Source organism: Corticicoccus populi (assembly GCF_042686195.1).
Classification (GTDB): domain Bacteria; phylum Bacillota; class Bacilli; order Staphylococcales; family Salinicoccaceae; genus Corticicoccus; species Corticicoccus populi.
The window spans coordinates 16417-41856 of sequence record NZ_JBHUOQ010000007.1; the positions used below are offsets into that span (position 1 = coordinate 16417).

The following is a 25440-nucleotide window of genomic DNA, read 5'->3' on the forward strand; positions in this document are numbered from 1 at the left end:
TAAAAAAGGCGGTGGGAGACCACCGCCGATTTCTTCGGTTATTATTCTTCTTCCGACTCGGAGGACTCCTCAGAACCTTCTGCATCTTCCTCTGCAGTTTCTTCGGACTCTTCTCCTTCTTCAGTCTCTTCCTCTTCTTTTTGAGGCGGTACAACTGTTACAACAGCTTCCTCGTCATCGTTTTCGATAACATAGTCACCGTCGATTTTAATATCAGATACATACAAAGTATCTCCGATTTCAAGTTCGGATACATCGACATGCAGATATTCAGGAATATTGTTCGGCGTTGCAGTTACTTCAAGCTGGAATGTCGGCTGCTCGATCACTCCGCCTTCTTCAGCACCTTTAGCTTCTCCGCTCAATTCAACTGTTACATCAACAGTCACTTCTGTCTTCATGTTAATTGCCACGAAGTCAATATGAGTCACTTGGTTTTTAAGTGAATCGAACTGATAATCTGTCACCATTACTTTAGTCGGTTTTCCTTCTAAATCCAAATCGATAACACCATTACGTCCGACTTCACGGATTACTTTTAAGAATTCATTTTCATCAACAGACAATGCTGTATTTTCTACCTGGTAACCGTAAACAACAACAGGTACTCTGCCGCTCTCTCTAAGTTCTTTTAATACAGATTGTTTTGATTTATTTTCTCTTGTTTTTGAAGTTAATTTAGTCATGATAATACTTCCACCTTTCGATTGTTAAAAACAATTTACCCGGGAATCGCGCAGAATAAACACTATTCCGGTAAAAGAGCGCATAATATTATTGTAATAAAACACTATTTAAGCATCAAATAAGATACTGACGGATTCTTCTTTGTATACACGTGTAATAGCCTGTGATAATAAACCTGCCACTGACAATTCTGTAATCTTATCAATCTTCTTTTCTTCAGGAAGCTGAATTGAATTAGTAACCACCAGTTCTTTAATCACTGAATCTTCAATTCTTTCGATCGCAGGGCCGGACAGAACCGGATGTGTACAGCAGGCATACACTTCTTTTGCACCTTTATCTTTTAATGCCTGTGCAGCGAGTTTCATTGTGCCGCCTGTATCCATAATATCATCAATGATAATAGCAGTTTTCCCGTTAATATCACCGACAATATTCATCACTTCAGCGACATTCGGTCTTGGACGGCGTTTATCAATAATTGCAATCGGCGTTTTCAGACGGTCCGCCATTTTTCTTGCACGCGTTACACCGCCGTGATCTGGAGAAACAACAACGACATCGTCAAAGTTTAATTCTTCTTTTCCTTTGAAATAATCGCTCAAAAGCGGAACACCCATCAGATGATCGATTGGAATATCAAAGAAACCTTGAATCTGCGGTGCATGTAAATCAAGAGAGATTACACGCGTTGCTCCCGCTGTTTCAATTAGATTTGCAACAAGTTTAGCTGTGATTGGTTCACGGGCACGGGCTTTTCTGTCCTGGCGTGCGTAACCGTAATAAGGAATAACAATGTTGATACTGTTCGCTGAAGCGCGTTTTAATGCATCAATCATAATTAACAATTCCATCAGATGTTCATTAACCGGCTGACTTGTCGGCTGAATAACAAATACTTCACATCCGCGTACGCTCTCTTCAATACTGATTTGAACTTCCTGGTCGCTGAAGCGTGTGACTTCACACTCTCCTAAAGGGATTCCGATATGCTCTGAGATTTCCTGTGCCAACGGCTCATTACCTTTTAAAGAAAATAAGCGTAACTTTGAATTGTGTTGATTTGTACTTGACATGTTGATCCTCCATTAATTGTCTTTATTAAAATATCCGTCTTTAGTTGTCTGTCTGCTTCTGGCAATTGCTAAGCTGTCACTCGGCACTTCATCTGTAATTGTGGACCCCGCTGCAATAAACGCACGGTTCCCGACTGTAACAGGGGCTACGAGGTTAGTGTTGCACCCGATAAATGCATCCTGTCCAATCGTTGTTTTAAACTTGTTGACACCGTCATAGTTGACAGTAATTGAACCGCAGCCGATATTTGTCCGTGCGCCGACAGACGCATCACCAATGTAGCTGAGGTGTGAGACTTTGGCACCATCTTCAATATCTGCTTTCTTCACTTCAACAAAGTTTCCGATTTTAACCTCTTCACCGAGCACTGTGCCCGGTCTTAACTGTGCAAACGGTCCGACTGCTGCAGAACTTCCGACTTTGGAATCCGTAACAACAGATTGTTTTATGACAGCTTCATCACTTATGACAGAATCAGTGATTTCTGAGCCATTAGTAATTGTAACATTACTGCCGATTGTTGTCGTGCCCCGCAGGACAACATTCGGATAAATCACCGTATCTTCACCAATCGTCACATTTTTGTCAATATACGCAGCTTTCGGATCCATCAAAGTGACCCCGTTCTGCATGTGACCGATATTAATCTGCTCTCTCATTATCTCTTCAGCTTTTGATAATGCTACACGGTCATTAATTCCGAGGATCTCGTCAAATACTTCACTTTTATACGCGTCCACTTTTTTGTAATGCTCAAAAATATACGGGATAACATCCGGCAGATAATATTCCGCCTGCACATTATCATTTTTAACATGTTCCAGTGCTTCAAATAACACTTTGTTGTCGAAGATAAATGTACCTGATGAAATCTCTCTGATTTCTTTTATCTCAGATGCCGCATCCTTCTCCTCTACAATACTCTTGACAGAACCGTCATAATTCCTGACAATCCGTCCGTATCCAAATGGGTTGGATGCTTCAACGGATAATACCGTCGCTTTCAGAGACATTTCGGTATGATATTCAAAAAGTGCACTCAGTGTTCGTTTTGAAATCAATGGTGTATCGCCACAAATCACAAGTGTCTGCCCTTCTTCATTCTCAAGTTTTTCTCTGAGCTGCCCGACAGCATGAGCTGTTCCGAGCTGTTCATCCTGGAATGTCGTTTCTACCGTGCCGTCTAAGTATGTACGAACAGCATCACTGTCAGTACCGATTACAGCATGCACCTCTTCAAAGCCTGCCTCTTTTACATTATCCACAACATGACCAATCATTGGAACGCCGCACAGTTCGTGTAATACTTTCGCTTTTTTCGATTTCATCCGGGTTCCTTTACCGGCAGCAAGAATAATCGCTCTCGTTTGCATAATCAACCTCCAATTTGTCGATAATATTATTATATTTCACTACAATTCTACTTTCAAGGCAGATAGTGCCGTTGAACTTGAAAAACCGTTCCCGGTCAGATTTCCGCGGGAACGGTCAATATATCATCATTCATTATTCGATTCTTCGTCTTCTGTTACTTCCTCAGCATCTGCTGTTTCTTCATAAACTCTCATTACTTCTTCCTGTACATGCTGTCTCATGTCCGAGTGAATAGGATGTGCTACATCTCTGAACTCTCCATCCGGTGTCCGTTTACTCGGCATCGCTACAAACAGTCCTGTATTCCCTTCAATAACGCGCAAATCATGAATAACAAATGCTTCATCAAAAGTGATGGAAACCAATGCTTTCATCCTAGTGTCCTGATTATTTACTTTGCGCAGTCTAACATCTGTTATTTTCATAAATCCTTCCTCCAATAATACTGATATTGTTGGATCCAATGTGTACTGCGCCAGTCACTATTACAAATCTGGTTATTGCTTCTGTCTTACTCTTCCGATGCAACAACTTCAATTTCGACCTGTACGTCTTTCGGCAACCGACTGACCTCTACACATGATCTTGCAGGTAGTTTACCCGAAAAGTAAGATCCGTAAACTTCATTGATATGAGGGAAGCTGTTCATGTCGCTGATGAAAATTGTTGTCTTTACGATATGGCTGAAATCAAGACCTGCAGCCCCGAGAACATGGCCAAGGTTTTTCATGACCTGCTTTGTCTGCTCCTTAACATCCTGTGAGACAATTTCTCCTTCCAGGTTGAGTGGAATCTGCCCTGAAGAATAAAACATATTCCCCACTTTTACTCCGTGACTGTATGGTCCAAGTGCTTCCGGTGCTTTTTCAGAATTAATCGGCTGCATATTGATTCTCCTTAATCTTTGTTTGATTTATTTTTAATATACTCTAAACAGTTCCCTTGTTCTACTAAAAAGGACTGGTTGTACTCATCTATCTCCGACACTTTAAGAAGAGAAGTGTAGTCTTTGAAACGGCGGTTCTCCACCTGCTTTGCTTCAACCAGTACACTGACCCCGACCACTGCTGCATTAAATTCCTCCATCAGATGAATCACGCCGGTAATCGAACCCCCGGCCCGGAGAAAGTCATCAACTACGAGCACTTTGGAATTCTCCTTAAGTGTCCGTTTGGACAGAACCATCGTCTCTATTTTCCTTGTTGATCCGGAAACATAGTTCACAGAAACCGTGGATCCTTCCGTTACTTTATTGTCTTTACGGATGACCGCAACCGGCACATTCAATTTTCTTGCCACCGCATTTGCGAGCGATATTCCTTTTGTAGCCACAGTTACCACCGCATCAATTTCTTCATCACCGTACATCGTTGTAATCAGTTCACCGATATCATTCATCATCACCGGGTCGCCCATAATATCGGACATATAGAGATAACCGCCCGGCAGCAGACGGTCCTGTGCATTCAGCACACCCATGAAACGTTCTACAATTTCATCTGCTCTGTCAATATTAATTTTCGGATGAAACGTGACGCCGCCGCCTGCTCCGGCCGTTGTTTGAACATTACCGATACCATCGTTTTCAAAGACATCCTTAATAATTCTAATATCTTCACTGATTGACGATTTCGCCTGATTAAACCGTTCTACAAATAACGTCAGCGGTACGAGCTGGTTCGGTTTGGATATTAAATACTGAGTCATATAGACCAGGCGCTCACTGCGCTTATACTTCATTGTCATTATTATTTTACCCCTGTTTCCCGTATCATTTACGGGAATAATATCATAAAAGTTCGGTTTTAAGCAATCATCCGAGTAATCTGACACGGTACACTTCGTTACAGCATCCTCTTAACGCATTGTAAAGATGAATCGCCTGTCGCTCTTTCTGTACCAGCCCGAAAACAGTCGGCCCGCTGCCGCTCATCATTGCCTTATCTGCACCTGACGCCGCCATATTATCAATCAGTTTTTTGACTTCAGGATACTTTTCACATGTCACAACTTCCAAGTCATTTTTCATTGTATCAATAATTTTTTGGTAGTCTCCCGCCGTAACAGCTTCGGCCATGTCATTCGATGCCGGTGCCTGCTGCCCGGGGTTCAGAGCCGTATAAATTGTACGAGTCGATACGCTGATGGACGGCTTTGCAAGAATCACCCATGCATTGAGCGGCTTCGGGAGATGTCTGATTTTCTCCCCGCGTCCGGTCGCAAGTGCTGTTCCGCCGTATACACAAAACGGTATATCAGAACCGAGCTGTTTAGAAAGTTCCGCCAGTTCATCGAGTGAACGTTCCAGTTCAAACAATACATTCATTCCTCTGAAAGTTGCCGCAGCATCACTCGAGCCTCCGGCAAGGCCAGCTGCAATGGGAATATTCTTTTCTATAGTAATCGTAACGCCTTCTTGAATACGATATGTCTTTCTCATCAGTTCAGCAGCCTGGTATGCCAGATTCCTTTGGTCTGTCGGCACAAATTGGTGTTCCGAGATGATGACTATTTTATGATCGTCCCGCTTTTCGAATGACAATTGATCATTTAAATCCACTGTTGTCATTACCATGCTTACCTCATGATAGCCGTCATCCCGCTTATATAAGGTATCTAATGTTAAATTGATTTTTGCCGGTGCAGTCTCGAAGTGCATCATTATTCCTCACGTTCCAGTCGGTATTTTGTATTATTTTATCACATTTAACATTTAAAAAAGAGCCCTAATTACGGAACGGGAATTTTCATCTGTCGAAAATCCCCGCTCCGGTAAAGGCTCTTTTATTTCTATTATTCGTCTTTCTTTTTCATACTGAATGCCCAGATGACGACCACAAAACTTACTGCCGCCCAGGCAGCGAGAATGAGGAACCTGCTCAAATCCCCTTCTCCATTAAGGATGAAATAATTCTGATACAAAGGCAGATACTCCGCCACTACTCTTACAATATGATCTTCATCCGTAATAATCATCTCAATATAAGGCGTGAAACCGAATATGAACATTACAGGAATCAAGTATACCGAAGTCGTCGCTACACTTTTTACAATCAATCCGATTCCAATACCGAGATTAAGGAAAAATATACCGAGCAGCAGTAAACCGCCGCTATTTTCAATCGTCCAGAAACCTTCTACATTCATAACAAACATAGATGCGACTAATGAAATCACCGTCATCAGTGATACAACCATACTTTTTCCAATAATAATATCAATAATCGTCGCCGGTGACTGAAGCAGGCCGCGCAGTGTATCCTTCTCATTTTCTTCTGCCATCATAGTCATCATTGAACTGAATAGTACTGCTGAAAAAACAACACCTACCATAATCGTCACAATCTCATTCGGCATGTCCGCCCCTGCACTTACACCCACTCTGCTGAAAAACAGTGCCAGTATAATCGGAATTAACACCGAAGTAAACAACATCATATTTCTCATAAATTCTTTATAATCTTTTTGAAATATTGCCAGTATACGTCCGCTGTTCATATTAAACAAGCTCCTTTCCTGTTACCTTTTTAAACACTTCTCCAAGTGTCGGGAAATCCGTTCTGATATCAACAATATCTTTATCGGACACTGCATCTTTAATACGTCCTTCATTCTCCTGATTTCGTTCAATTGTTTCTACCTGTCCATCTTCATGTGTCAGATGAATTTCATTTTTCTTATATTTATGTCTGAGGTCGGCAGGTGTCCCGTGATCACGAATCACTCCTTCATGCAAAAATGCTACATTGCTGCACAAACGGGTCGCCTCATCCATATTATGTGTCGTCAGCATAATCGTTGTGCCTTCATCACGCAGCGCTTCAAGCATATCGTGAATTTTCTCTGTTGTTGTCGGGTCAAGTGCGCTGGTCGGTTCATCCAAAAATAGAATATCCGGCTTATGAATTACTGCCTTACATAATAAAATTCTCTGTTTCATCCCTTTTGACAATTTTGAAACCCGCTTATCCTTTTCAGACTCAAGCCCTACTTCTTTTAATACTTCATCAACTCTGTTTTTCGGTGCATTGTAAAGCTTCTGAAACAGTTCCAGATTATCTTTTACAGTCAGCCTTTCATATAAAGAACTTTTATCGGACAAAATACCCAGGTTCTTTATATAAGATGTTTTTCCAAAATGTTTTTGCGGTGTTCCGTTGACTTCAACATGACCGCCGGTCGCATTAAATTCACCTGTCATCACCTTAATTGTTGTTGTTTTCCCCGAACCACTCGGCCCGAGAAGTCCGAAAATCTCGCCCTTTTCTACATTGAAGCTGATACCTTTCAGTGCATGTTCATTACCGAACGACTTTTTCAGCTCATCTACTTTTATTACACTCATCTAAATCCCTCCGCATTCTTTATAGTTGCTTTCGTTTGCTGATTTCAGCTTATAACGAATAAAAACCCACCGCGATAACATCACGGTGAGTTGTAGCCTTAATATATTGAATTGTGTCGATAAAGCCTTTACCGGCGCGGGTTTTCATCGAACTGTACTCATATCCGGTGAACTGTACCACGGTTTCATGAACGGTTTAGATGGTCTTTACTTTTTTATTAAATGCCATCATAAAAAAGATCAAAGCGGCCGCATTCCACATTAGAAGAACCAGGACAGGCTGTAAAAACTCACCTGTATGAATTCTTATATTCTGATACAGCGGTGTATATGTCAGTAATGTAATAATAATATTATCCCCTGCCCGGAAAAACAGGTCTGCGTACGGTCCCATGCCGAAAACAAGAAGCATCACAATAATATAAATGGACGTTACTGCCAGTGTTTCTGAAATCAAGCCAAAACCGAGCGTCATAAACAAAAAGAAAAACGCAAGCAGTATAAGACCCGAAACGACTTCCAGAGTCATTGCCGGTATTTCATTAAAAATAATGATAATTAAAAAGACCGTCACAGCAGTAATCAACATTAACAGAATCGATTTACCAATCACATTCGCTGTCATATCCGACCGCTTCCGAATGAACTTATCCATTGTACGATGTTCATTTTCGTCAGCCAGGAGGCTGATGCCGATACTTGATGTCATTGCCGCAAATGTCACACCCAGCACAATATAAAACATCATATTTGAAACTTCCGGACCTGCTGCAGAGCCTGTCCGCGCAAACAACAATGCCATTAAAAGCGGCATAATAATCGTTGTGAGGAGCCCCATATTATGAAGACATTCTTTCGCATCCCTCGCAATTACTGCCTGAATTTTATTAATCATAGATATTCGTCATCCTTTTTTAAATTGTCACAAGCAACTCCTGAATTTCATTATACTTCTGACGGGATAAAGGCAGTTTCGTCTCATCCCGGTTATCAATCACAACGGAATACGTGTTTTTAGACCATGTAATAATTTCTTTCACTTTATGAAGATTAACAATATACGACCGGTGACAGCGGTAAAAACCATATTCCCGCAGTTTGTCTTCCGCATCCTGCAGTGTAGATTCCATCACAAACTTTTCCCGGGAAATATTAATATAAATCTTCCCCTCGTTACTTTCGATATACTCAATGTCCTCCCGGTTAACAAATATCGTCTTATCTTCGGCTCTGACTCTGATTTTTTTGATTTCGCTGCTTTTATCCTCTGCCGTATCCTCAGAAACTTCAATTTCCTTCAAGCCTGACTCATTCAGTCTCATTATATTCTGCTGAACAAGAAATGCCTCTTCTGTTCTGGATACTGCTGCGACTAAAGCTTTTCCGTCCGCCTTAATATATGCCATCATTTTGTGAAACATATGCAGATTTTCTTTTGTAGCATTATAAAAAGGATTCGCTGCCAATATGTATTTCTGATCGGTAATCAGCGCATGAATATATGACAGCCTTTGATTCATTTCAGAAGGCAGTTTGGACATTGGTGTTTTTTTATATTCTTCCAGTTGATACTGTTTTAAAATGTCACCCATTTTCAAATTTGAGCTGTGCCATTTAAGCATAAATTTAATTTGTGACTCGAGCTTCAGATGTTTATGGACCGGCATATTGGACTCCAGAATAAATACATCATTTTCCCTTGCAGACGCTTTAATTTTTGATATGTATTCTACAGGCATCTGAATACTTTTGGCTTCGCCCGGCTCAAAATGAATGCTGTCCTCTGACGGTGTACCGATAATGTCGCTGATATTAATTTTCATCCTGCCGCTCCTCACCGTGTTTTCTGATATTCTACAATTTTATCACAACAGAAAGAATTTCTTAAAAATTTTGAGCAGAGCACTTTATTTATTATTATTTTTAGTGTATATTACTTTATGTCAAAGTTACTTAAAGTAACTAAATCACTTAAAGTTTTTGGAGGAATATTAATGACAAAGATTGGAATTATTACAGGAAGTACACGTGATGCACGTGTGAATTTACAAGTTGCAGAATGGATTAAAGATTATGCAGAAAAACAAGGTATCGATGCAGAATTTGAAGTGGTCGATATTAAAGATACAGGCTTAAACCGTTTTAACGAAACAGTACCTCCTTTAATGGCAAATAAAGAGTACGCTACAGATGAAAATAACCAATGGTCTGAAACAATTGATTCACTTGACGGTTTCATCTTTGTAACTCCTGAATACAATAAAAATATCTCTTCAGGTCTGAAAGATCATTTAGATTATTTAGGCAGCGAATGGCATAATAAAGCTGCTGGAATTGTGAGCTACGGTTCTACACTCGGTATTGCAGCTTCACTTGCACTCCGCACAACACTTGCTAACCTGAAGCTTGCGATTGTAACACCTCAAGGTGCTTTCAGTCTGTTTAATGACTTTGAAAACATGTCAACATTCAAACCTCAGGAAGTCCACAATGCAACTGTGGATACACTGCTTCATGATGTAACATCATGGGCATCTGCACTTAAAACAATCAGATAAAAAAAGAGATGCCGCGGCATCTCTTTTTTATTTATTTTTCACCGCTGAGTTTAACCAGTATTTTCGCCTGTGTCTTATCACTCACCAGCACTTCAAATCCTTTTTCAGATATGTCTTCAAGTTCAATATGCCCGGTAATAATTGGAGACGGGTCAATCTGACCGCTCTCAATCATTTTTACTGTTGCTTCAAAAATATCCGGTTCATATGCCAGTGTCGATGAAAGTCTTACACCGCTTGCTGTCAATTTCATAGGGTTGAATTCCATAGCTTTTTCGAAAATAGATACAATACATACCATTCCCCGAGGCCGAGTTACATCTACTGCCTGGTTGACTGTCACCGGAACACCTGCAACTTCAAATGTTCTATCCACACCATCCGGATAAAACTTCTTGATATACTCAACTGGATTTTCATTACCGGAATTCACAATATGTGTCGCACCGACTTCTTCAGCTTTTTTAAGTCTTGTATCAGATAAATCAAATACAAAAATGTCCTTTGCACCAGCTGCTCTCGCTGCAATTACTGTCAGCAGTCCGATTGGACCCGCACCGAATACCGCAACAGATTCAGAAAATTTCAGTTCCGCTTCTCTGACTGCCTGCAGTGCCACTGCTGTCGGCTCAACCAATGCACCGATTTCAAGTGAAGTGCTGTCTTTAAGTTTTACAATATTTTTCTGATCAACCACAGCATAGTCTGCAAATCCCCCGTCCGATCCAAGACCGACAAAGGTGAACCCTTTATACATATCTACAAGCGCATGGTCATGTACTCCGCCTGTGATTAAGGGATTGATACATACTTTATCACCTTTTTGAATGCCTTTAACATCCTCCGCTGTTTCTGTTACTACACCCGAAAACTCATGTCCGAGTGTCACCGGTCTGTCCACACCTGTTAAAGGGTTAGGGTTATCTTCAGTCGGTGTAAATATCGGGCCTGCATTATATTCATGAAGGTCACTGCCGCAAATTCCCGTCCAGGCCACTTTAACCTTCACCTGTCCTTCAGCAATTTCCGGATTCTCCCTTGTCTCTACACGTATATCCTTTTTACCGTAAAGTACTCCTGCTCTCATCAACATTCCCTCCAAAATATTATTTAATTCCACACTATCATTTTGTGAAATTGAATACAATGATAACGCTGTCATGAGATGCAAAAAAAACTAAAGGTCGCCCTTTAGCTTTACGTTCTTAATTACTGGATAACAAATGCATCACTTTGATCACTGACGAATGTCATTTCAACGTTTGATGTCAATACATCAGTATATGTATATGACACTCTTTCAAAGTTATGTTCCTCTTGGTCAAGCTCTACGATGAATACAGAAGGATATGTCTCCCTCAAAGTTCCACGTCTTTCTACCAGTTTCTTACGGCCGCCGTTGGCACGAAGAATGACCTGGTTTCCCAACTGACAATCAAGGATCTTTTTGATGTCGATTAAAGTTTTTGGCATTTGGCCCACCTCACTACAATCTATTGTAACAAGTTTACATAACTTTGTCAAAAAACCGCCGTATTTACAAGTGTAATTATATTATTTTTAAGCCTTTATACTCTTTAGATTTATTATAAATTTCTGCAAACTCTCCGGTCGTCAGACTCTCTCCCCGTCTTTTGGGGTCAATTCCGGCACTTTGCAGCATTTCACTGATTTCCTGCTTTTTTTTCTTGCCGTCTTCAAACACCAGCATGTAGTTGTTTAATATTGTTTTCCGGCGCTGCTGAAAGGCGCCTCTCGTTAATTTAAAAAACTGCTCTTCATTATCGATGCTGACTACAGGCGTTTCTCTTTTGATTAATTCCACAATGATTGAATCAACATTCGGCGCAGGCATAAACACTGTTTTTGGGACCTGCTGAACCGTTTTTGCGTGTGTATAGTAATCAATTGCAATAGACAAAGAACCGTATGCCTTTGTATTCGGGCCGGCACTGATTCTGTCACCGACTTCCTTCTGCATCATCACATAGTATCTGTTAATCGGCAGATCCTGCATCAAAAAGTTCATCAGAATCGGTGTTGTAATATAATACGGCAGGTTAGCTACCACGACAATATCATCAACATCCTGGAATTTCTCCTGAATCACTGTTCTGATATCCGCTTTTAATATATCTTCATTAATCAAATCAATATTATCATACGCACTCAATGTGTCGTTCAGTACCGGTATCAACCTCTGATCAATTTCAAATGCCACTACTTTCCGGGCGCGTTTCGCAAGCTGCTCTGTCAATGAACCAATTCCCGGTCCGACTTCGATAACGCCTGTACGGTCTGTAATTCCCGCCTTGTCCAAAACACTGTGAATAACATTCACATCGATTAAAAAGTTCTGTCCGAGACTTTTCTTAAATGTAAAACCATACTTATCCAGTACTTCTTTCGTTCTGGAAACTGTTGCTATATCTTTCATTATTCTTCACCATCTAATTCACTTAGTATTTGAGTCACTGCACTGTGCTCAATTTTATATCTGTTTAATTTATTTTTTAACTGTGACGCATTCGCATATCCAATATTCAGGCGGTTCGTTAAATATGTCCTTCTCTCGCGCGCATCAATTGTTCCTGACAGCTTCCATAGATTCATGTCCCTGATTGTAATATGGTCTTTTTCAATCTCATAGCGTGTCACTACAGACTGAAGTGACTTCTGAATATCTTCCACTGATGCATGCTCAATCCCGAGCCCGTTTCTCGCAATCGCTTTTTCCCTCGGCATAAACGCCTCTTTAATATTCGGAAATCGTTCGATTATCGTATTTCTAATTTTCTGTCCCGGGAAATCCGGATCAGTAAATACAATTGCCCCCCGCGTGTTTAATGCCACACCAATCTCATTTAACACCGCTTCATTAATTGCAGAACCGTTTGTTTCAATTGTGTCGCACACTACGGCCTCTTTCAAACGTCTCGTGTCATCCCGTCCTTCAACCACAATAATCTCTTTAATTACCGGTTTATCCATCATCATATCTCCTCTTTCGAGACTAATCATATCATAAATTTCTTTCCGGATTGGAAATAAAGAAAATCACCGCATTCCACGGTGATTAAAGACATTCTATATCCCAAACAAACGCTCGGCATTCTGTGTTGTCGCACCTGCGAGCTCCTCAAAACTGATACCTCTTAATTCGGCAATCTGTTCTGCAACGAGCTTCACGTACGCAGGTTCATTTCTTTTCCCACGGTATGGATGCGGCGTCAAATACGGTGCGTCCGTCTCTACGAGCAGTCGGTCAAGCGGTACATGTACAGCAATATCTTTCGGCAGCTGCGCATTTTTAAATGTCACAGGCCCGCCGAGTGATATATAGAAGTTCATATCGAGTACTTCATCCGCTGTTGCTTCATCTGCACTGAAGGCATGCATAATACCGCCCGTTTCAGCGGCATTTTCCTCTTTCAAAATCTGTACACAGTCTTCTGTCGATTCTCGGTTGTGAATAATAATCGGCAGATTGACACGTTTTGCAAGGGCAATCTGTTTCCTGAATACTTCTTTTTGTATCTCTTTTGGAGATTTGTCCCAATGATAGTCGAGTCCGGTTTCTCCGATTCCGACAATTTTTTTATGATCTGCCAGTGACTCAATCCATGAAAGATCTTCATCTGTACAATCAACCGCATCCACAGGATGCCAGCCGATGACACCGTATATATCATCATACCGGTCAATCAGCATCATTGTACGCTCAATCGTTTTACGGTCAAAACCGACCACGACCATTTTTCCAATGCCTGCTTCCCTTGCACGGTCAATGACACTCTCTAAATCTTCATCATACTGATCTGCATTCAAATGAACGTGTGTATCTATCAGCACTGATCAGGACCTCCTTTTTTACTTAATCACACTGCCGTTTTCAATGCCGTCCGGCACTGATATTAACGTAATACGGCCGTCTTTTTCAGCTGTTAAAATCATACCTTCCGATAATTCACCACGCAGTTTAACAGGCTCAAGGTTTGTGACTACCAGTACTTTTTTACCCATGATATCCTCAGGTTCATACTGCTCACGAATACCGGAAATAATCTGCCGTTTTTCCTCACCTAAATCCACCTGGATTTTAAGCAGCTTATCTGCTTTTTTGACACCCTCAGCATTAATGACAGTCCCCGCCTTGATATCTACTTTATCAAAATCATCTATCGTAATACGGTTATTATCCTCTTCCTCATGCTCTTCTTCTGCCGGTGTCATTGTATCTTTAATGAAAGACACTTCCTTATCTACATCAAGGCGCGGGTAGATTGGTTCAGGTTTTTCAATCACCTTCTCATCCACCTTGATATTTCCGTATGTTTCAATAGATTCAAATGTCTTAAGAGATTCATCAGTAATATTAAGCTGTCTGAAGACTTCTCTCGGTCCATGAGGCAGGTACGGCTGCAGGAGAACCGCTGCAATACGGATATTCTCAGCAAGATGGACCATCACATTACCTAGATCTTCCCGTTTTTCTTCATCTTTTGCGAGAACCCACGGCGTTGTTTCATCAATATATTTATTCGTCCGGCTGATTACAGTCCACACCGCACGAAGCGCCTTATTGAATTCTAATTTTTCCATCGCCTCTTCATATAACTCAACACTCTCTCTCACCGTTTCTTCCAGGTTCCGGTCAAAATCATTATGATGTCCTGTGTACTCCGGCAGTTCTCCGTCAAAATATTTATTAATCATTGAAATTGTACGGTTCACAAGATTTCCAAAGTCATTTGCCAGATCAAAGTTAGTACGGTTCACAAACGCTTCCGGAGTGAAAATTCCGTCAGAGCCGAAAGGTACTTCTCTCATCAAATAATATCTCAATGCATCAAGACCGTAGTTTTCAACGATAAAATTCGGATAGATGACATTACCTTTGGATTTGGACATCTTACCGTCCTTCATCACAAGCCAGCCGTGCCCGAGTACCTTCTTAGGAAGTGGCAGGTCGAGTGCCATTAACATAATCGGCCAGTATATTGTATGGAAACGTACAATTTCCTTCCCAACCATATGCACATCTGCCGGCCAGAATTTTTTAAACAGCTCATCATTGTCTGTAGAGTAGCCCAGTGCTGTAATATAGTTTGCCAGTGCATCAATCCATACATAAATCACATGTTTTGGATTTGATTTAACCGGTACCCCCCATGAAAATGAAGTTCTGGTCACAGCCAAATCTTCGAGACCCGGTTTGATAAAGTTATTGAGCATTTCATTTTTTCTTGAAGCCGGCTGAATGAAGTCCGGATGATCTTCATAATATTTTACAAGACGATCGGCGTATTTACTCATCTTAAAGAAGTAACTTTCCTCTTTAACAAGTTCAACCTCGTGACCGCTCGGTGCCCGTCCGCCGGTCATCTTCCCATTTTCATCCCGATAGACTGTTTCAAGCTGTGTTTCTGTGAAAAATTCTTCATCCTCAACTGAATACCAGCCCTCATATTCTCCAAGGTAAATATCACCCTGTTCAAGTAGACGTTCAAAAATGTTCTGAACGATTTCTTTATGACTTTCATCAGTTGTACGAATAAATTGATCATTCGTGATTTCAAGCATAGACCATAGCTTTTTAATATCCTGAGCCATATCATCTACATATTTTTGAGGTGTAATCCCCATTTTTTCAGCCTTATTTTCAATCTTCTGCCCATGTTCATCTGTTCCTGTTAAATAATATACATCATATCCTCGAAGTCTCTTATATCTTGCAACTACATCACATGCAATTGTTGTATATGCATTTCCGATATGAAGTTTTCCACTTGGATAATATATAGGCGTTGTTATATAAAAAGTCGGTTTATCCATGACGCTTCCTCCTAAATGTTCATTAGTTAAATATATCTAATTTTATGTTTTTTTTCAATGTTCTCATGTTTTTGTTAGGCGTTTACATCGCACTGTGCTATAATCAATGATACAAATTATCCCACTGCAAGTTTAACACAGAAAATTTGAATTTATATTTCATTTTTCTATTTGGGATAATCTAACAATGTCGATAGACTAGAGATTAGAGACATTGTTAAATTACAGGTAGGTTTTTTTGGTCAGGTTATGAATGAAACAGAATTTAGGAGGAATTTCAATGAAGTCCACAGGTATTGTCAGAAAAGTTGATGAATTAGGCCGTGTCGTTATACCTATCGAACTGCGCCGTGTGCTCGACATCGAAGTAAAAGATGCTTTAGAAATCTATACTGATGAAGACACTATCATCTTGAAAAAATACAAGCCAACAATGACATGTGATGTTACTGGCGATGTTTCTGATAAAAACATGAGACTTGCTGACGGACGTATTATCCTCAGTGAGGAAGGCGCTAAGCTTCTCATGGATGAAATACAAACTAAAATGCATTAATTCTCATTTAACCGGGGCGCTGCCCCGGCCTTTTTTTATTTATGATATGCATCATATACTTCCTGCTTTTTTAACCCTCTCATTTCAGCCACCATTTTAATGGCCTGCTTCGGTTTCATACCATCCTCAATGAATTTGCCGACATGCTCATTGATTGGAATATCACTCACTATCTCATCCTCCTGATAGCCCTCAATCACAATAACAAATTCACCTTTTAACGGGATTTCATCACCAAGCATATTTAATAGTTCATCTGCACGCCCGCGTACATTCTGCTCGAACTTTTTTGTCAGCTCTCTGGAGATACTCATCTCTCTGTCCGGCGATACTTCACTCATCTGCTTAATGGTTTCCTTCAGCTTATGCGGTGATTCATAAACGACCGATGTATGTGAATGAAACATAATTTCCTTTAATTTCTCTTTTCGTTTTGCCTGACTTTTGGGGAGAAAACCAAAGAAAGTAAATTCGAATGAAGAAATACCGCTTAAAACCAGTGCAAGTGTAAATGCAGATGCGCCCGGCACAACAGTAAACCCGAGAGACTCTTTCTGCATTCTCCGTACCAGTTCATATCCGGGATCTGAAACCACCGGCATACCGGCATCTGTGACAAGTGCAAAGACTTTTCCTTCGTGCATCTCTTCTATGATACGGTCTTCCGTTTCAAATTTATTGAAATCATGGTACGCACGAAGCGGTGTTGTAATTTCAAAGTGATTCGTAAGCTTCCTTGTTGTCCGTGTATCTTCACACAATATCACATCTGCACTCTTCAATGTTTCTACCGCACGGTATGTCATATCATTTAAATTCCCAAGCGGGGTTCCTGTAATATATAGGTTCATTTATTCATCTCCTATCAGAAGCATTTTCTGTTTTCTCGACAACTTCTTAATGGCAATTTCTCTTTTCATCGCTTCACTTTTAGTCGCAAAAGATTCCTGATATCTTAAAGTCACCGGAATTCTATGCCTCGTATATTTTGCACCAAGCCCTGCATTATGTTTTTTTACACGCTCTTTTACATCTGCTGCATAGCCTGTGTATAAGGAACCGTCACTGCATTCAACAATATAAATATAATATTCATCCATAATACACCTCAAGCATTTCTTTAGTGTAACTGCCGGATTCATCATAAATGTAAAACGGCTGCATCACTTCAACATATGCGAAAGAATTAAATATTGCTTCAATCAGAACAAACATTGCCTTTTCAGACTTTCTGTCATTGAAGACATACTGCATTCTCCGCACTCTGAATCCATTATTGTGGAGTTCGGAAATCACTTCAGTACTCCGCTCTGCACGATGAACGAGCGTCAGACGTCCTTTATTTTTAATTAAATATCTTGCGGTTTGAATCACGCCATTTAAATCAATATGAATTTCATGGCGTGCAATACTGTGAGGTCCTTTATCTTTCACAGGCTGATTATTTGTAAAATAAGGCGGATTCACTGTGATTGTATCATATGTGGAGTGCTCGAAATGTAATTTAATCTCTTTCATATCCACATTGTATATTGAAATCTGATTCTCTTTTCCATTCATCACAATATTTCTCTCAGCCATATCCACTACACGGTCCTGAATTTCTACACCGTCTATCGATGCGTGTGTACGATGAGATAACAGCAGCGGGATAATTCCGTTACCTGAGCATAAATCCATCACTCTTTTTGTTCTCTTTGTCAATCTGGTGAAATTTGCGAGCAGCAGCGCATCCACTGAAAATGAAAACACTGACTGACTTTGAATAATTTTCATTTTTTCCCTGAACAATTCATCCAGACGTTCATCTTCCTTTAACACCAATATTCACCACTCCCAATAACGAAATAAATGCGGCGCACGGCCGCATTTATTTTAATCATTTCTATGATTTAAAAATCCCTGACAGAATAAGCAGTCTTCTCCGTGACGGTGTGTTCCAAAATGTACACTGCACACATGAAAACCTTCATCATACAAGTTTTTTAATGTATTTTGCTTAAAACCATCCGTTGTTTCGGACTGTTCTCTCAGTAAATCTTCAAAATGTTCTTTTTCCATCTGGAGACTCACATTTTCTTCCACCAGTTTCACTGCAAATTCTTTTAAAATCTGCATATCTTTCTGCATTTTCTCCATATTATCTTCAATCTGATTAATATGGGAAAACAGCTGGTCTCTCTCCATTATTTCACCCCGCCGCTGACTTCGAGCTCATCGCAGTGAAGGTCTTCAATGTAATCATCCTTATATTTGACCTTCACAACCAAATCTAAAATATTCATGCCGATGACAGTTCCTCTGCCATTCGGAGTTTTGATTGAGTCTCCGACATCCGGCATTCTGCCGCGGGCTTCCTCATAGTAATCATCTTCATAATTCAAACAGCACATCAACCTGCCGCATGCACCTGAAATTTTTGTCGGCGATAACGATAAATCTTGATTTTTTGCCATCTGAATACTGACCGGAACAAAATCCCCTAAAAATGTGGAACAGCAGTGGGCACGGCCGCACGGACCAATCCCGCCCAGATACTTCGCTTCGTCACGGACACCAACCTGTCTGAGTTCTATCCGTGTTTTAAATTCAGTTGCCAGCACACGGACTAAAGAACGAAAATCTACACGTTCGTCGGCAGTAAATTTGAAAATCAGTTTTTTCCTGTCGAGTGTATACTGCGCATTCACCATGACCATATCCAGCTTTTCTTCCCGGACCGCCTTTTCACAAAAATGCAGTGCATGATCTGCCTCCTGTTGATTTTGATGATATTTCATCAATTCTTCATCATCAGCAGATTTAATCATATGGCCGTCCGGCTCAACAATATCATCCTCGGAAATAGTATAGTTACCTTTTATCACACGCAGCAGTTCTTTTCCCCGCTTCGTCTCCGCAATAATATAATCATTACGCTGAACGTCTATGCCGCGGCCTTCAATATAAATATTATCAAAATAATCAAGTTGAGTCGCCGTAATAAGTTCTATCATAAATATTCAACCTTTCGAACTTATAACCATACCTTCAAGTGCGAGCATCGGATTTACGTTAAATTGTATCAAACGATTGGCCTCAGCCACTTCCTCAAGCATTTTGGATAATGCCGTTTCACCTTTAACCGGATTCTCTGCTACCTCTATATATGGTTTAAAGTCATTTAGCCCTATTGTCTGATGTAAAGACTGACGTACATAACCGTCTATCAGCTGAAGCAGCAGCAGATAGTCGCGTCTTTCATTACATATATCCAATAAGCCTTTAATTTGTATCAATACCAGCGGATGGTCCATCACCCACTTTGACGAAAACTCCATCGCTCTCTCTCTTAATTTTGAAAAGTTTTCATCAAGATGTTTCACATGCCCGGCATTCAGTGACAACCGGTCCACCGTTGTTAATTCAGACTCTGTTAAAAACTCCAGGTCTTTAAGTCTGTCTTCACGCTCTCCTCTGATAAAAACATGCTGTGCTCTCGAGTGAATCGTCGGCAGAATACTGCTTTTATCAATCGTCAAGAGGATTGCAACTGTCTTTTCAGGAGGCTCTTCCAAAAATTTAAGCAGGCTGTTTTCAGCCTGTGGTGTCAACTTCTCAAAAGATTCAATAACATATACCTTATACTCTGACTCAGTCGGTTTTTTATGCATGACTCTTACAAGATCTTCCACAGCATCTTTTTTTATGGATGTCTCATCTGTACGTAAATAATAAAAGTCAGGGTGATTTCCTTCTCTCAAAAGACTTCCATTACGCTCAGTATCCCCCAGTATGTTAAGCGCAAAAAACTCACTTTTCCGGCGCAGCGTTTCAACCGCATCGCCTTCAAACATATAAGTGTGGCTCAACCGTCCATGATTGATTGCGTTTAATAGTTTAATATCAACATTTTCATTTAAGTTCATATTAAAATCTTTCGAATTGTTCTATCGGCAGTACAAAAACAGTCGCACCGCCCACTTCAACCTCAACCGGGTAAGGAATATATGAATCTGCATTTCCACCCATTGGTGTCACCGGCGCTACAGTCTGTTCTCTGTTACCGCACGTGTCATCAATCAGTTCCAGCAGTTCTTTTACTCTGTCATCTTTTACACCGCACAGGAATGTAGTATTCCCTGCACGCAGGAAACCACCGGTCGATGCAAGTTTTGTATTTCTAAAATCCGCTTTAGTTAAACGATCCGTCAATCTTTGACTATCGTGATCTTGAACAATCGCAATTACCATTTTCATGGCCGTTCACCTCTTAGTTAAAAATTTGTCTACTTGTATTATGACATCTTGGATGACTTTATCCAAATCCTGATTTGCATCTATCACTTTAATACGCTCAGGATTATTTTCTGATAATTCATTATAACCTAAAACCACTTTATTATGAAAGTCTATACTTTCTTTGTCCAGCCGATTTTCATTACGTTTATTTTCCGTAATACGCGACAGCCCTGTTTCAGCATCCACCTTTAAGTAAATCGTTAAATCCGGCATTCTTCCTCTGATTGCGAATGCATTAATCTCCTGTATACTGTCAATACCTATACCTCTGGCATATCCCTGATAAACAAGAGAGCTGTCTATAAAACGGTCACAGAGAACAATACTCCCCGCTTCAAGTGCCGGCAGTACTTTCTCTACGAGGTGCTGGCTTCTTGATGCTGCAAATAATAGTGCTTCCGTGCGGCTGTCCATATCATCTTCTAAAACAATATCCCTGATTTTCTCACTGACAGGAATCCCGCCGGGCTCCCGTGTAACAATCACTTCACGGGAAGATTTTAAATAATCATATATATGTCTGATAACCGTAGATTTCCCTGAACCGTCCGGCCCTTCAAACGTAATAAAATAAGTCATGATTCATCCTCATTCATATAGTAATTTATATTTTCTTTGATACCCTCTATTTTAACATTGTTATTTAAGTAATTGTCCAACACGAGTAGAACTTCTTTATGAAATTTCTCACCCTCAATTACTACAGGAACACCGGGCGGATACGGGACGACTGTTCTGATACATTTTTTGTTAAGTAATTCCGAAATATCATACTTCTCTATGTCAGTCGTTTCCATACTGCTTAAATCAAGACTTCTGACACTCTTAATTAATTCCTGAAGCGGGAAAGAGTCCCCGGCATGGAACAACGGCAGACACCACAGTACACCATCATCGACTGTCATCTCTGAATATACACCGTTTTCTCTAAATAAAGAATCAAGTGCATGCCCTCTCAATCCTTGACGGCAGATAACTAGTTTTGCCGGATCATCACATTCTATCACCTCAAACCCCTTCTCCCTCAGGACTTGAACAATCAGTGTTCTGTTAGCGAAAAAAACTTCAGGTTTAAAATCATTATAAAATTCTTCTGCGAGTTCAATGGAAGCCATGACTAAATAAGAAGGGCTCGATGTCTCAAAATAATCAATGTACTTTTGTACAGTCATCATATTTTTTTGTTCTCTGCAGTATACAACAGATGCACCGGTCAGTGCCGGAAGCATCTTATGGTAGGACTGCACAACGAAATCCGCTCCGTAATTCATGGATGATTCCAAAAAACCTTCTGCAATATCCATATGCGCACCGTGCGCCTCGTCCACGATTACTGTAATATTTTTGCTTTTCAATTTCTTTATTAATGACCCAAGTGATTTTAGTCCTTCCCCTGTATACGAAGGATGTGTGATTATTACGGCTGTACCCTCTTTGACATCATCCAGTTCATCAGCAGCAGCCACAGAATAATCCGCATTCACTAAATCCAGTGCATGATACACAGACTTATGTGCATCTCCTCTGATAACAAAACAATTCACATGTTCCGATACAGCAGAAATCCCTGCGAGAATTCCTGTTGTAGAGCCGTTAACCACTGCCTGTGCGCTGTATCCTTCATATTTCCCGGATAGTTTATGGTTTAATTCCAGTAATATACCTTCCGGATTGTGCAGGTTATCGAGACCCGGAATTTCAGTCATATCATACTTCATATCAATTTCTTTTAAATAGCCGATTGTCATATTTTTATGACCCGGTACATGCATGGAAATTACTTGTTTATCATCCAGTTCTTTTAATCGGTCAGTCAATCTCATCCATTCACATTCCTATTCATTCAGCAGACCCTCTTCGCTCAGAAATTCATGTGCGACTTCTGAAGCTGTTCTTCCTTCTTCATCTACTTCATAGTTCATACGCATCATTGTTTCATCATCAATACGGCCTGACAGCTGATTAATTATATCTTCCAGTTCCGGATATTCTTCCAGTACATCTTTACGTATCACCGGTGCTGCATAGTAAGGCGGGAACAGCCCTAAATTATCTTCCAGTATGACAAAATTATTCGCTTCGATACGGCCGTCGGTCGCATATGCATCGATGACATCAATTTCTTCATTTTGAAGCGCCGCATACTGTATACCTGAGTCCATTGTCTGTACTGATGAGAATTCAATGCCATATTGTTCCTGGACTCCGATATAACCGTCGCTTCTCTCCTGGAATTCAGCAGTACTGCCGAAAGTCATATCTGCTGCATACGGTGATAAATCACTAATTGTTTCGAGATTATTTTCTTCAGCAAAATCTCCACGCACAGTCAGAGTATACGTATTGTTAAACCCGATTTCCTCAAGCCATACTGCAGGCATCTCTTCCTCATAATATTCACTTACGTGGTCGTACACTTCATCAGGATTTTCATATTCAAAATCAGAATCATTTAATATATCGATTAATGCTGTTCCGGTATATTCAACATACATATCGTACTGACCTCTGTCCATACCGGCTACAAGATTTGATGTACCTGAAATATAGGATTCTTTTCCAACATTTAAATCCGTATCCTGTTCGATTAATTCTATATACATATATACAAGAATTTCCTGCTCAGTATCCTGCTTGCCGCTGATCACAATATCATCATTATTCATCCAGTTACTCACAATGACTAGTATAAATGTTACTGCAAGTCCGATTAGAATCAGCCAGAATAAAACTCGTGAAAATACACTGCTGGATTTTTTACCGGGCTGTGATTTATCCTCCACATATTTCAGTACAAAATCAAATAACAAGGCAATAACAGCTGCTGGAATCGCACCTGCCAGAATCAAACCGGCACTATTTGTCGACAGCCCCCTGAATATAAAATCACCCAGGCCGCCGGCACCGATTAACCCGGCCACAGTAGCGACACCAACTACGAGAACAGTTGCTGTTCTGATGCCGCCCATTATAACACTTGCTGCAAGCGGCAGTTCAACAATTCTTAATCTCTGAAAGTTTGTCATACCCATTCCCCGGGCTGATTCTATTGTTGATTTATCTACATTATTTAAACCGACATACGTATTTCTTAAAATCGGAAGCAGTCCGTAAATCGTCAATGCTATAATTGCCGGTGTCTGCCCTGTACCAATAATCGGCACCATAAAAACCAGAAGTGCTAAACTTGGAATCGTTTGAAACACAGAGGCCACTCCGATTACCGGTCCTGCAATTTTATCAAAGCGCGTTAAAATAATTCCAAGCGGTACTGAAATTATAATTGCAATTCCGAGTGAGATCAGACTGATATACATGTGCTCCTGAATCAGGCTGAATAATTCCCCGGATCTCGTCGTTAATATTTCAAAAAATGACTGCCACATTATTCAACACCTCCAGAAGCATCGGTTGATAGTGTACTCAAAAGATTGTCATGATCCAGTACACCAAGAAGTTTTCCTTTATTCGTTACAACAGGTACAGCACCGCGAAAGTGATTAATACGGTTGATTGCGCCTGTCACGGAACTTTCAACATCAATTTCTACAATACCATCCCCACCGATATAATCATTAATCACCTGTCCCTCATTACCTAAAAGACTCCATAAGGAAACACTGCCGATTAATAAATCCCCATTAACCACCGGCAGTATATTAACATGGTATTCTTTCATCAAATCAATCACATCTTCAACTGTTTCGTCTTCTTCAGCGACTACAATTTCTTTCTTCATCCAGTCTTTCAGACGAAAATGTTTAAATGCTTTTGCCTGAAGTTTATCTTCTCCGATAAACTGTTTCACAAAATCATTTTTTGGATGGTGAAGCAGTTCATCCGGTGTTCCTAATTGTTCTACTTTACCATCCCGCATTAAACATATACGATCACCAAGCTTCAATGCTTCATCAATATCATGTGTGACAAAAACAATTGTTTTGTCTATTTCTTTTTGAAGTTTTTTAAATTCATTTTGAAGCTGGTTTCTTGTCACAGGATCCAATGCTGAAAAAGGTTCGTCCATTAAAATAATATTAGGATCATTCGCAAGTGCCCGGATGACTCCAATACGCTGCTGTTGTCCCCCCGATAACTCGTCAGGATAACGGTCCTTAAAATCTTCAGGATTCATATTTACAAGGTTCAGGAGACGGTCAATTTCATCTGGCGGCAGTTTCTTCCCAAGCAGACGGTGTACAATCGCAATATTCTCTCCAATTGTCATATGCGGCATTAAGCCGACACCTTGTATTACGTACCCGATTCTCCTTCTGAGTTTTACCGGATCAATACTATTAATATTTTCATCATCTATGTATATATCCCCATCTGTTGCTTCATGCATCCGGTTAATCATTTTCATTGCTGTAGTCTTACCACTTCCCGAAGGACCGATAATTACAAATAGCTCGTGTGATTCTATATCAAATGATATATCATCTACTGCAGTAACATCCCCATACTTTTTACTCACATTTTTAAATGAAATCAATATCATTTCTCCTCTTTGTCATTTCGTATTCTCATACCCTTAAACGATGTATATTATTCATACTACAGAAGAACATTTACTAAATAAGACAACAAAAAAAGACTTAATCAATTTGATTAAGTCTTTCGTATTGCCTGGCAGCGCCCTACTCTTGCGGGACGTCAGTCCAACTACCATCGGCGCAGGAGAGCTTAACGGCTGTGTTCGGCATGGGAACAGGTGTGGCCTCTCC

Annotated in this window: 30 protein-coding genes and 1 rRNA gene; 2 read left to right on the plus strand and 29 right to left on the minus strand. The window is 40.4% G+C overall.

Annotated features, from left to right (window positions below):
* Positions 1-41 precede the first annotated feature (41 nt).
* From ACFSX4_RS14180 to ACFSX4_RS14230, 11 genes are all read right to left on the minus strand, one after another.
* Positions 42-686 (minus strand): 50S ribosomal protein L25/general stress protein Ctc, encoded by a 645-nt coding sequence (locus ACFSX4_RS14180; protein WP_377775950.1) that lies wholly within the window; start codon positions 684-686, stop codon positions 42-44.
* A gap of 108 nt (positions 687-794) precedes the next feature.
* Positions 795-1763 carry a ribose-phosphate diphosphokinase gene (locus ACFSX4_RS14185; protein ID WP_377775951.1) on the minus strand — a complete coding sequence of 323 codons (969 nt, stop codon included), beginning with the start codon at positions 1761-1763 and terminating at the stop codon, positions 795-797.
* Between the two features lie 12 nt (positions 1764-1775).
* Positions 1776-3137: a bifunctional UDP-N-acetylglucosamine diphosphorylase/glucosamine-1-phosphate N-acetyltransferase GlmU gene (gene glmU, locus ACFSX4_RS14190; protein WP_377775952.1), complete on the minus strand. Its 1362-nt coding sequence runs from the start codon at positions 3135-3137 to the stop codon at positions 1776-1778.
* Positions 3138-3263: 126 nt separating this feature from the next.
* Complete coding sequence (gene spoVG, locus ACFSX4_RS14195; RefSeq protein WP_377775953.1) at positions 3264-3563, minus strand: septation regulator SpoVG; 300 nt, start codon at positions 3561-3563, stop codon at positions 3264-3266.
* 86 nt (positions 3564-3649) lie between these two features.
* Positions 3650-4024, minus strand: a complete 375-nt coding sequence (locus ACFSX4_RS14200; RefSeq protein ID WP_377775954.1) for a RidA family protein — start codon at positions 4022-4024, stop codon at positions 3650-3652.
* Between the two features lie 11 nt (positions 4025-4035).
* Positions 4036-4878 (minus strand): pur operon repressor, encoded by an 843-nt coding sequence (purR, locus tag ACFSX4_RS14205; RefSeq protein WP_377775978.1) that lies wholly within the window; start codon positions 4876-4878, stop codon positions 4036-4038.
* A gap of 73 nt (positions 4879-4951) precedes the next feature.
* Positions 4952-5797, minus strand: a complete 846-nt coding sequence (gene ispE / locus ACFSX4_RS14210) for a 4-(cytidine 5'-diphospho)-2-C-methyl-D-erythritol kinase (protein WP_377775955.1) — start codon at positions 5795-5797, stop codon at positions 4952-4954.
* A gap of 134 nt (positions 5798-5931) precedes the next feature.
* On the minus strand, positions 5932-6636 hold the full coding sequence (locus ACFSX4_RS14215) for an ABC transporter permease (protein ID WP_377775956.1): 705 nt from the start codon (positions 6634-6636) through the stop codon (positions 5932-5934).
* 1 nt (position 6637) lies between these two features.
* Positions 6638-7483, minus strand: a complete 846-nt coding sequence (locus ACFSX4_RS14220) for an ABC transporter ATP-binding protein (protein WP_377775957.1) — start codon at positions 7481-7483, stop codon at positions 6638-6640.
* Positions 7484-7679: 196 nt separating this feature from the next.
* A complete protein-coding gene (locus tag ACFSX4_RS14225) occupies positions 7680-8378 on the minus strand; it encodes a hypothetical protein (RefSeq protein ID WP_377775958.1) in 699 nt (232 codons plus the stop codon).
* A 19-nt stretch (positions 8379-8397) separates the two neighbouring features.
* Positions 8398-9306, minus strand: a complete 909-nt coding sequence (locus tag ACFSX4_RS14230; protein ID WP_377775959.1) for a LytTR family DNA-binding domain-containing protein — start codon at positions 9304-9306, stop codon at positions 8398-8400.
* Between the two features lie 171 nt (positions 9307-9477).
* Between ACFSX4_RS14230 and ACFSX4_RS14235 the strand changes: the two genes are divergently transcribed.
* Positions 9478-10041, plus strand: coding sequence for an NADPH-dependent FMN reductase (locus ACFSX4_RS14235; RefSeq protein ID WP_377775960.1), 564 nt, complete (start codon positions 9478-9480; stop codon positions 10039-10041).
* A 31-nt stretch (positions 10042-10072) separates the two neighbouring features.
* Here the strand turns inward: ACFSX4_RS14235 and ACFSX4_RS14240 are convergent, their stop codons facing one another.
* The 6 genes from ACFSX4_RS14240 to metG all read right to left on the minus strand — a co-directional run bounded on the left by ACFSX4_RS14240 (position 10073) and on the right by metG (position 15876).
* Positions 10073-11128 carry a 2,3-butanediol dehydrogenase gene (locus tag ACFSX4_RS14240; protein ID WP_377775961.1) on the minus strand — a complete coding sequence of 352 codons (1056 nt, stop codon included), beginning with the start codon at positions 11126-11128 and terminating at the stop codon, positions 10073-10075.
* 122 nt (positions 11129-11250) lie between these two features.
* Positions 11251-11514 carry a Veg family protein gene (locus ACFSX4_RS14245; RefSeq protein ID WP_377775962.1) on the minus strand — a complete coding sequence of 88 codons (264 nt, stop codon included), beginning with the start codon at positions 11512-11514 and terminating at the stop codon, positions 11251-11253.
* 76 nt (positions 11515-11590) lie between these two features.
* Entirely contained in the window at positions 11591-12478 is an 888-nt protein-coding gene (gene rsmA / locus ACFSX4_RS14250; protein WP_377775963.1) for a 16S rRNA (adenine(1518)-N(6)/adenine(1519)-N(6))-dimethyltransferase RsmA, read from the minus strand.
* The gene (rnmV, locus tag ACFSX4_RS14255; RefSeq protein WP_377775964.1) at positions 12478-13032 is read right to left on the minus strand and encodes a ribonuclease M5; all 555 of its coding nucleotides are present in this window, start codon (positions 13030-13032) and stop codon (positions 12478-12480) included. Before rnmV ends, rsmA begins: the two co-directional genes overlap by 1 nt.
* Before the next feature lie 96 nt (positions 13033-13128).
* On the minus strand, positions 13129-13893 hold the full coding sequence (locus ACFSX4_RS14260; RefSeq protein WP_377775965.1) for a TatD family hydrolase: 765 nt from the start codon (positions 13891-13893) through the stop codon (positions 13129-13131).
* Between the two features lie 18 nt (positions 13894-13911).
* Positions 13912-15876, minus strand: coding sequence for a methionine--tRNA ligase (gene metG, locus ACFSX4_RS14265; RefSeq protein ID WP_377775966.1), 1965 nt, complete (start codon positions 15874-15876; stop codon positions 13912-13914).
* Positions 15877-16156: 280 nt separating this feature from the next.
* Between metG and ACFSX4_RS14270 the strand changes: the two genes are divergently transcribed.
* The gene (locus tag ACFSX4_RS14270; RefSeq protein ID WP_377775967.1) at positions 16157-16432 is read left to right on the plus strand and encodes an AbrB/MazE/SpoVT family DNA-binding domain-containing protein; all 276 of its coding nucleotides are present in this window, start codon (positions 16157-16159) and stop codon (positions 16430-16432) included.
* 35 nt (positions 16433-16467) lie between these two features.
* Here ACFSX4_RS14270 and rsmI read toward each other — a convergent pair whose 3' ends face one another.
* The 12 genes from rsmI to rrf all read right to left on the minus strand — a co-directional run.
* The gene (gene rsmI / locus ACFSX4_RS14275; RefSeq protein WP_377775968.1) at positions 16468-17283 is read right to left on the minus strand and encodes a 16S rRNA (cytidine(1402)-2'-O)-methyltransferase; all 816 of its coding nucleotides are present in this window, start codon (positions 17281-17283) and stop codon (positions 16468-16470) included.
* The gene (locus ACFSX4_RS14280; RefSeq protein WP_377775969.1) at positions 17284-17532 is read right to left on the minus strand and encodes a GIY-YIG nuclease family protein; all 249 of its coding nucleotides are present in this window, start codon (positions 17530-17532) and stop codon (positions 17284-17286) included. It abuts the gene before it with no gap.
* Positions 17525-18253, minus strand: coding sequence for a tRNA1(Val) (adenine(37)-N6)-methyltransferase (locus ACFSX4_RS14285; RefSeq protein ID WP_377775979.1), 729 nt, complete (start codon positions 18251-18253; stop codon positions 17525-17527). Before ACFSX4_RS14285 ends, ACFSX4_RS14280 begins: the two co-directional genes overlap by 8 nt.
* Positions 18254-18307: 54 nt before the next feature.
* Positions 18308-18619: an initiation-control protein YabA gene (locus ACFSX4_RS14290; protein WP_377775970.1), complete on the minus strand. Its 312-nt coding sequence runs from the start codon at positions 18617-18619 to the stop codon at positions 18308-18310.
* A complete protein-coding gene (locus ACFSX4_RS14295; protein ID WP_377775971.1) occupies positions 18619-19428 on the minus strand; it encodes a PSP1 domain-containing protein in 810 nt (269 codons plus the stop codon). The genes ACFSX4_RS14290 and ACFSX4_RS14295 overlap by 1 nt, the downstream gene beginning before the upstream one ends.
* Before the next feature lie 6 nt (positions 19429-19434).
* Positions 19435-20340 (minus strand): hypothetical protein, encoded by a 906-nt coding sequence (locus tag ACFSX4_RS14300; RefSeq protein ID WP_377775972.1) that lies wholly within the window; start codon positions 20338-20340, stop codon positions 19435-19437.
* A 1-nt stretch (position 20341) separates the two neighbouring features.
* Complete coding sequence (locus ACFSX4_RS14305; protein WP_377775973.1) at positions 20342-20671, minus strand: cyclic-di-AMP receptor; 330 nt, start codon at positions 20669-20671, stop codon at positions 20342-20344.
* Between the two features lie 6 nt (positions 20672-20677).
* Complete coding sequence (tmk, locus tag ACFSX4_RS14310) at positions 20678-21292, minus strand: dTMP kinase (RefSeq protein ID WP_377775974.1); 615 nt, start codon at positions 21290-21292, stop codon at positions 20678-20680.
* Positions 21289-22536: an Orn/Lys/Arg family decarboxylase gene (locus ACFSX4_RS14315; RefSeq protein WP_377775975.1), complete on the minus strand. Its 1248-nt coding sequence runs from the start codon at positions 22534-22536 to the stop codon at positions 21289-21291. Before ACFSX4_RS14315 ends, tmk begins: the two co-directional genes overlap by 4 nt.
* A gap of 12 nt (positions 22537-22548) precedes the next feature.
* Positions 22549-24099, minus strand: coding sequence for a glycine betaine ABC transporter substrate-binding protein (locus tag ACFSX4_RS14320; RefSeq protein WP_377775976.1), 1551 nt, complete (start codon positions 24097-24099; stop codon positions 22549-22551).
* The gene (locus tag ACFSX4_RS14325; RefSeq protein WP_377775977.1) at positions 24099-25208 is read right to left on the minus strand and encodes a betaine/proline/choline family ABC transporter ATP-binding protein; all 1110 of its coding nucleotides are present in this window, start codon (positions 25206-25208) and stop codon (positions 24099-24101) included. The genes ACFSX4_RS14320 and ACFSX4_RS14325 overlap by 1 nt, the downstream gene beginning before the upstream one ends.
* Positions 25209-25340: 132 nt before the next feature.
* Positions 25341-25440: ribosomal RNA gene (gene rrf, locus ACFSX4_RS14330) — 5S ribosomal RNA — on the minus strand; the annotation flags it as partial.

Bases quoted from the DNA above. Each gene is read 5' to 3' on its own strand.
- ACFSX4_RS14295 (WP_377775971.1), bottom strand. From the start codon at position 19,428: ATGATAGAACTTATTACGGCGACTCAACTTGATTATTTTGATAATATT.
- ACFSX4_RS14270 (WP_377775967.1), top strand. From the start codon at position 16,157: ATGAAGTCCACAGGTATTGTCAGAAAAGTTGATGAATTAGGCCGTGTC.
- rsmI (WP_377775968.1), bottom strand. From the start codon at position 17,283: ATGAACCTATATATTACAGGAACCCCGCTTGGGAATTTAAATGATATG.
- ACFSX4_RS14230 (WP_377775959.1), bottom strand. From the start codon at position 9,306: ATGAAAATTAATATCAGCGACATTATCGGTACACCGTCAGAGGACAGC.
- ACFSX4_RS14320 (WP_377775976.1), bottom strand. From the start codon at position 24,099: ATGTGGCAGTCATTTTTTGAAATATTAACGACGAGATCCGGGGAATTA.
- ACFSX4_RS14280 (WP_377775969.1), bottom strand. From the start codon at position 17,532: ATGGATGAATATTATATTTATATTGTTGAATGCAGTGACGGTTCCTTA.
- rnmV (WP_377775964.1), bottom strand. From the start codon at position 13,032: ATGGATAAACCGGTAATTAAAGAGATTATTGTGGTTGAAGGACGGGAT.
- ACFSX4_RS14305 (WP_377775973.1), bottom strand. From the start codon at position 20,671: ATGAAAATGGTAATTGCGATTGTTCAAGATCACGATAGTCAAAGATTG.
- ACFSX4_RS14220 (WP_377775957.1), bottom strand. From the start codon at position 7,483: ATGAGTGTAATAAAAGTAGATGAGCTGAAAAAGTCGTTCGGTAATGAA.
- spoVG (WP_377775953.1), bottom strand. From the start codon at position 3,563: ATGAAAATAACAGATGTTAGACTGCGCAAAGTAAATAATCAGGACACT.
- ACFSX4_RS14180 (WP_377775950.1), bottom strand. From the start codon at position 686: ATGACTAAATTAACTTCAAAAACAAGAGAAAATAAATCAAAACAATCT.
- glmU (WP_377775952.1), bottom strand. From the start codon at position 3,137: ATGCAAACGAGAGCGATTATTCTTGCTGCCGGTAAAGGAACCCGGATG.
- ACFSX4_RS14225 (WP_377775958.1), bottom strand. From the start codon at position 8,378: ATGATTAATAAAATTCAGGCAGTAATTGCGAGGGATGCGAAAGAATGT.
- ACFSX4_RS14215 (WP_377775956.1), bottom strand. From the start codon at position 6,636: ATGAACAGCGGACGTATACTGGCAATATTTCAAAAAGATTATAAAGAA.
- ACFSX4_RS14200 (WP_377775954.1), bottom strand. From the start codon at position 4,024: ATGCAGCCGATTAATTCTGAAAAAGCACCGGAAGCACTTGGACCATAC.
- ACFSX4_RS14290 (WP_377775970.1), bottom strand. From the start codon at position 18,619: ATGGAGAGAGACCAGCTGTTTTCCCATATTAATCAGATTGAAGATAAT.
- ispE (WP_377775955.1), bottom strand. From the start codon at position 5,797: ATGCACTTCGAGACTGCACCGGCAAAAATCAATTTAACATTAGATACC.
- rsmA (WP_377775963.1), bottom strand. From the start codon at position 12,478: ATGAAAGATATAGCAACAGTTTCCAGAACGAAAGAAGTACTGGATAAG.
- ACFSX4_RS14245 (WP_377775962.1), bottom strand. From the start codon at position 11,514: ATGCCAAAAACTTTAATCGACATCAAAAAGATCCTTGATTGTCAGTTG.
- ACFSX4_RS14235 (WP_377775960.1), top strand. From the start codon at position 9,478: ATGACAAAGATTGGAATTATTACAGGAAGTACACGTGATGCACGTGTG.
- ACFSX4_RS14240 (WP_377775961.1), bottom strand. From the start codon at position 11,128: ATGAGAGCAGGAGTACTTTACGGTAAAAAGGATATACGTGTAGAGACA.
- purR (WP_377775978.1), bottom strand. From the start codon at position 4,878: ATGAAGTATAAGCGCAGTGAGCGCCTGGTCTATATGACTCAGTATTTA.
- ACFSX4_RS14300 (WP_377775972.1), bottom strand. From the start codon at position 20,340: ATGAACTTAAATGAAAATGTTGATATTAAACTATTAAACGCAATCAAT.
- ACFSX4_RS14315 (WP_377775975.1), bottom strand. From the start codon at position 22,536: ATGAGATTGACTGACCGATTAAAAGAACTGGATGATAAACAAGTAATT.
- ACFSX4_RS14185 (WP_377775951.1), bottom strand. From the start codon at position 1,763: ATGTCAAGTACAAATCAACACAATTCAAAGTTACGCTTATTTTCTTTA.
- metG (WP_377775966.1), bottom strand. From the start codon at position 15,876: ATGGATAAACCGACTTTTTATATAACAACGCCTATATATTATCCAAGT.
- tmk (WP_377775974.1), bottom strand. From the start codon at position 21,292: ATGACTTATTTTATTACGTTTGAAGGGCCGGACGGTTCAGGGAAATCT.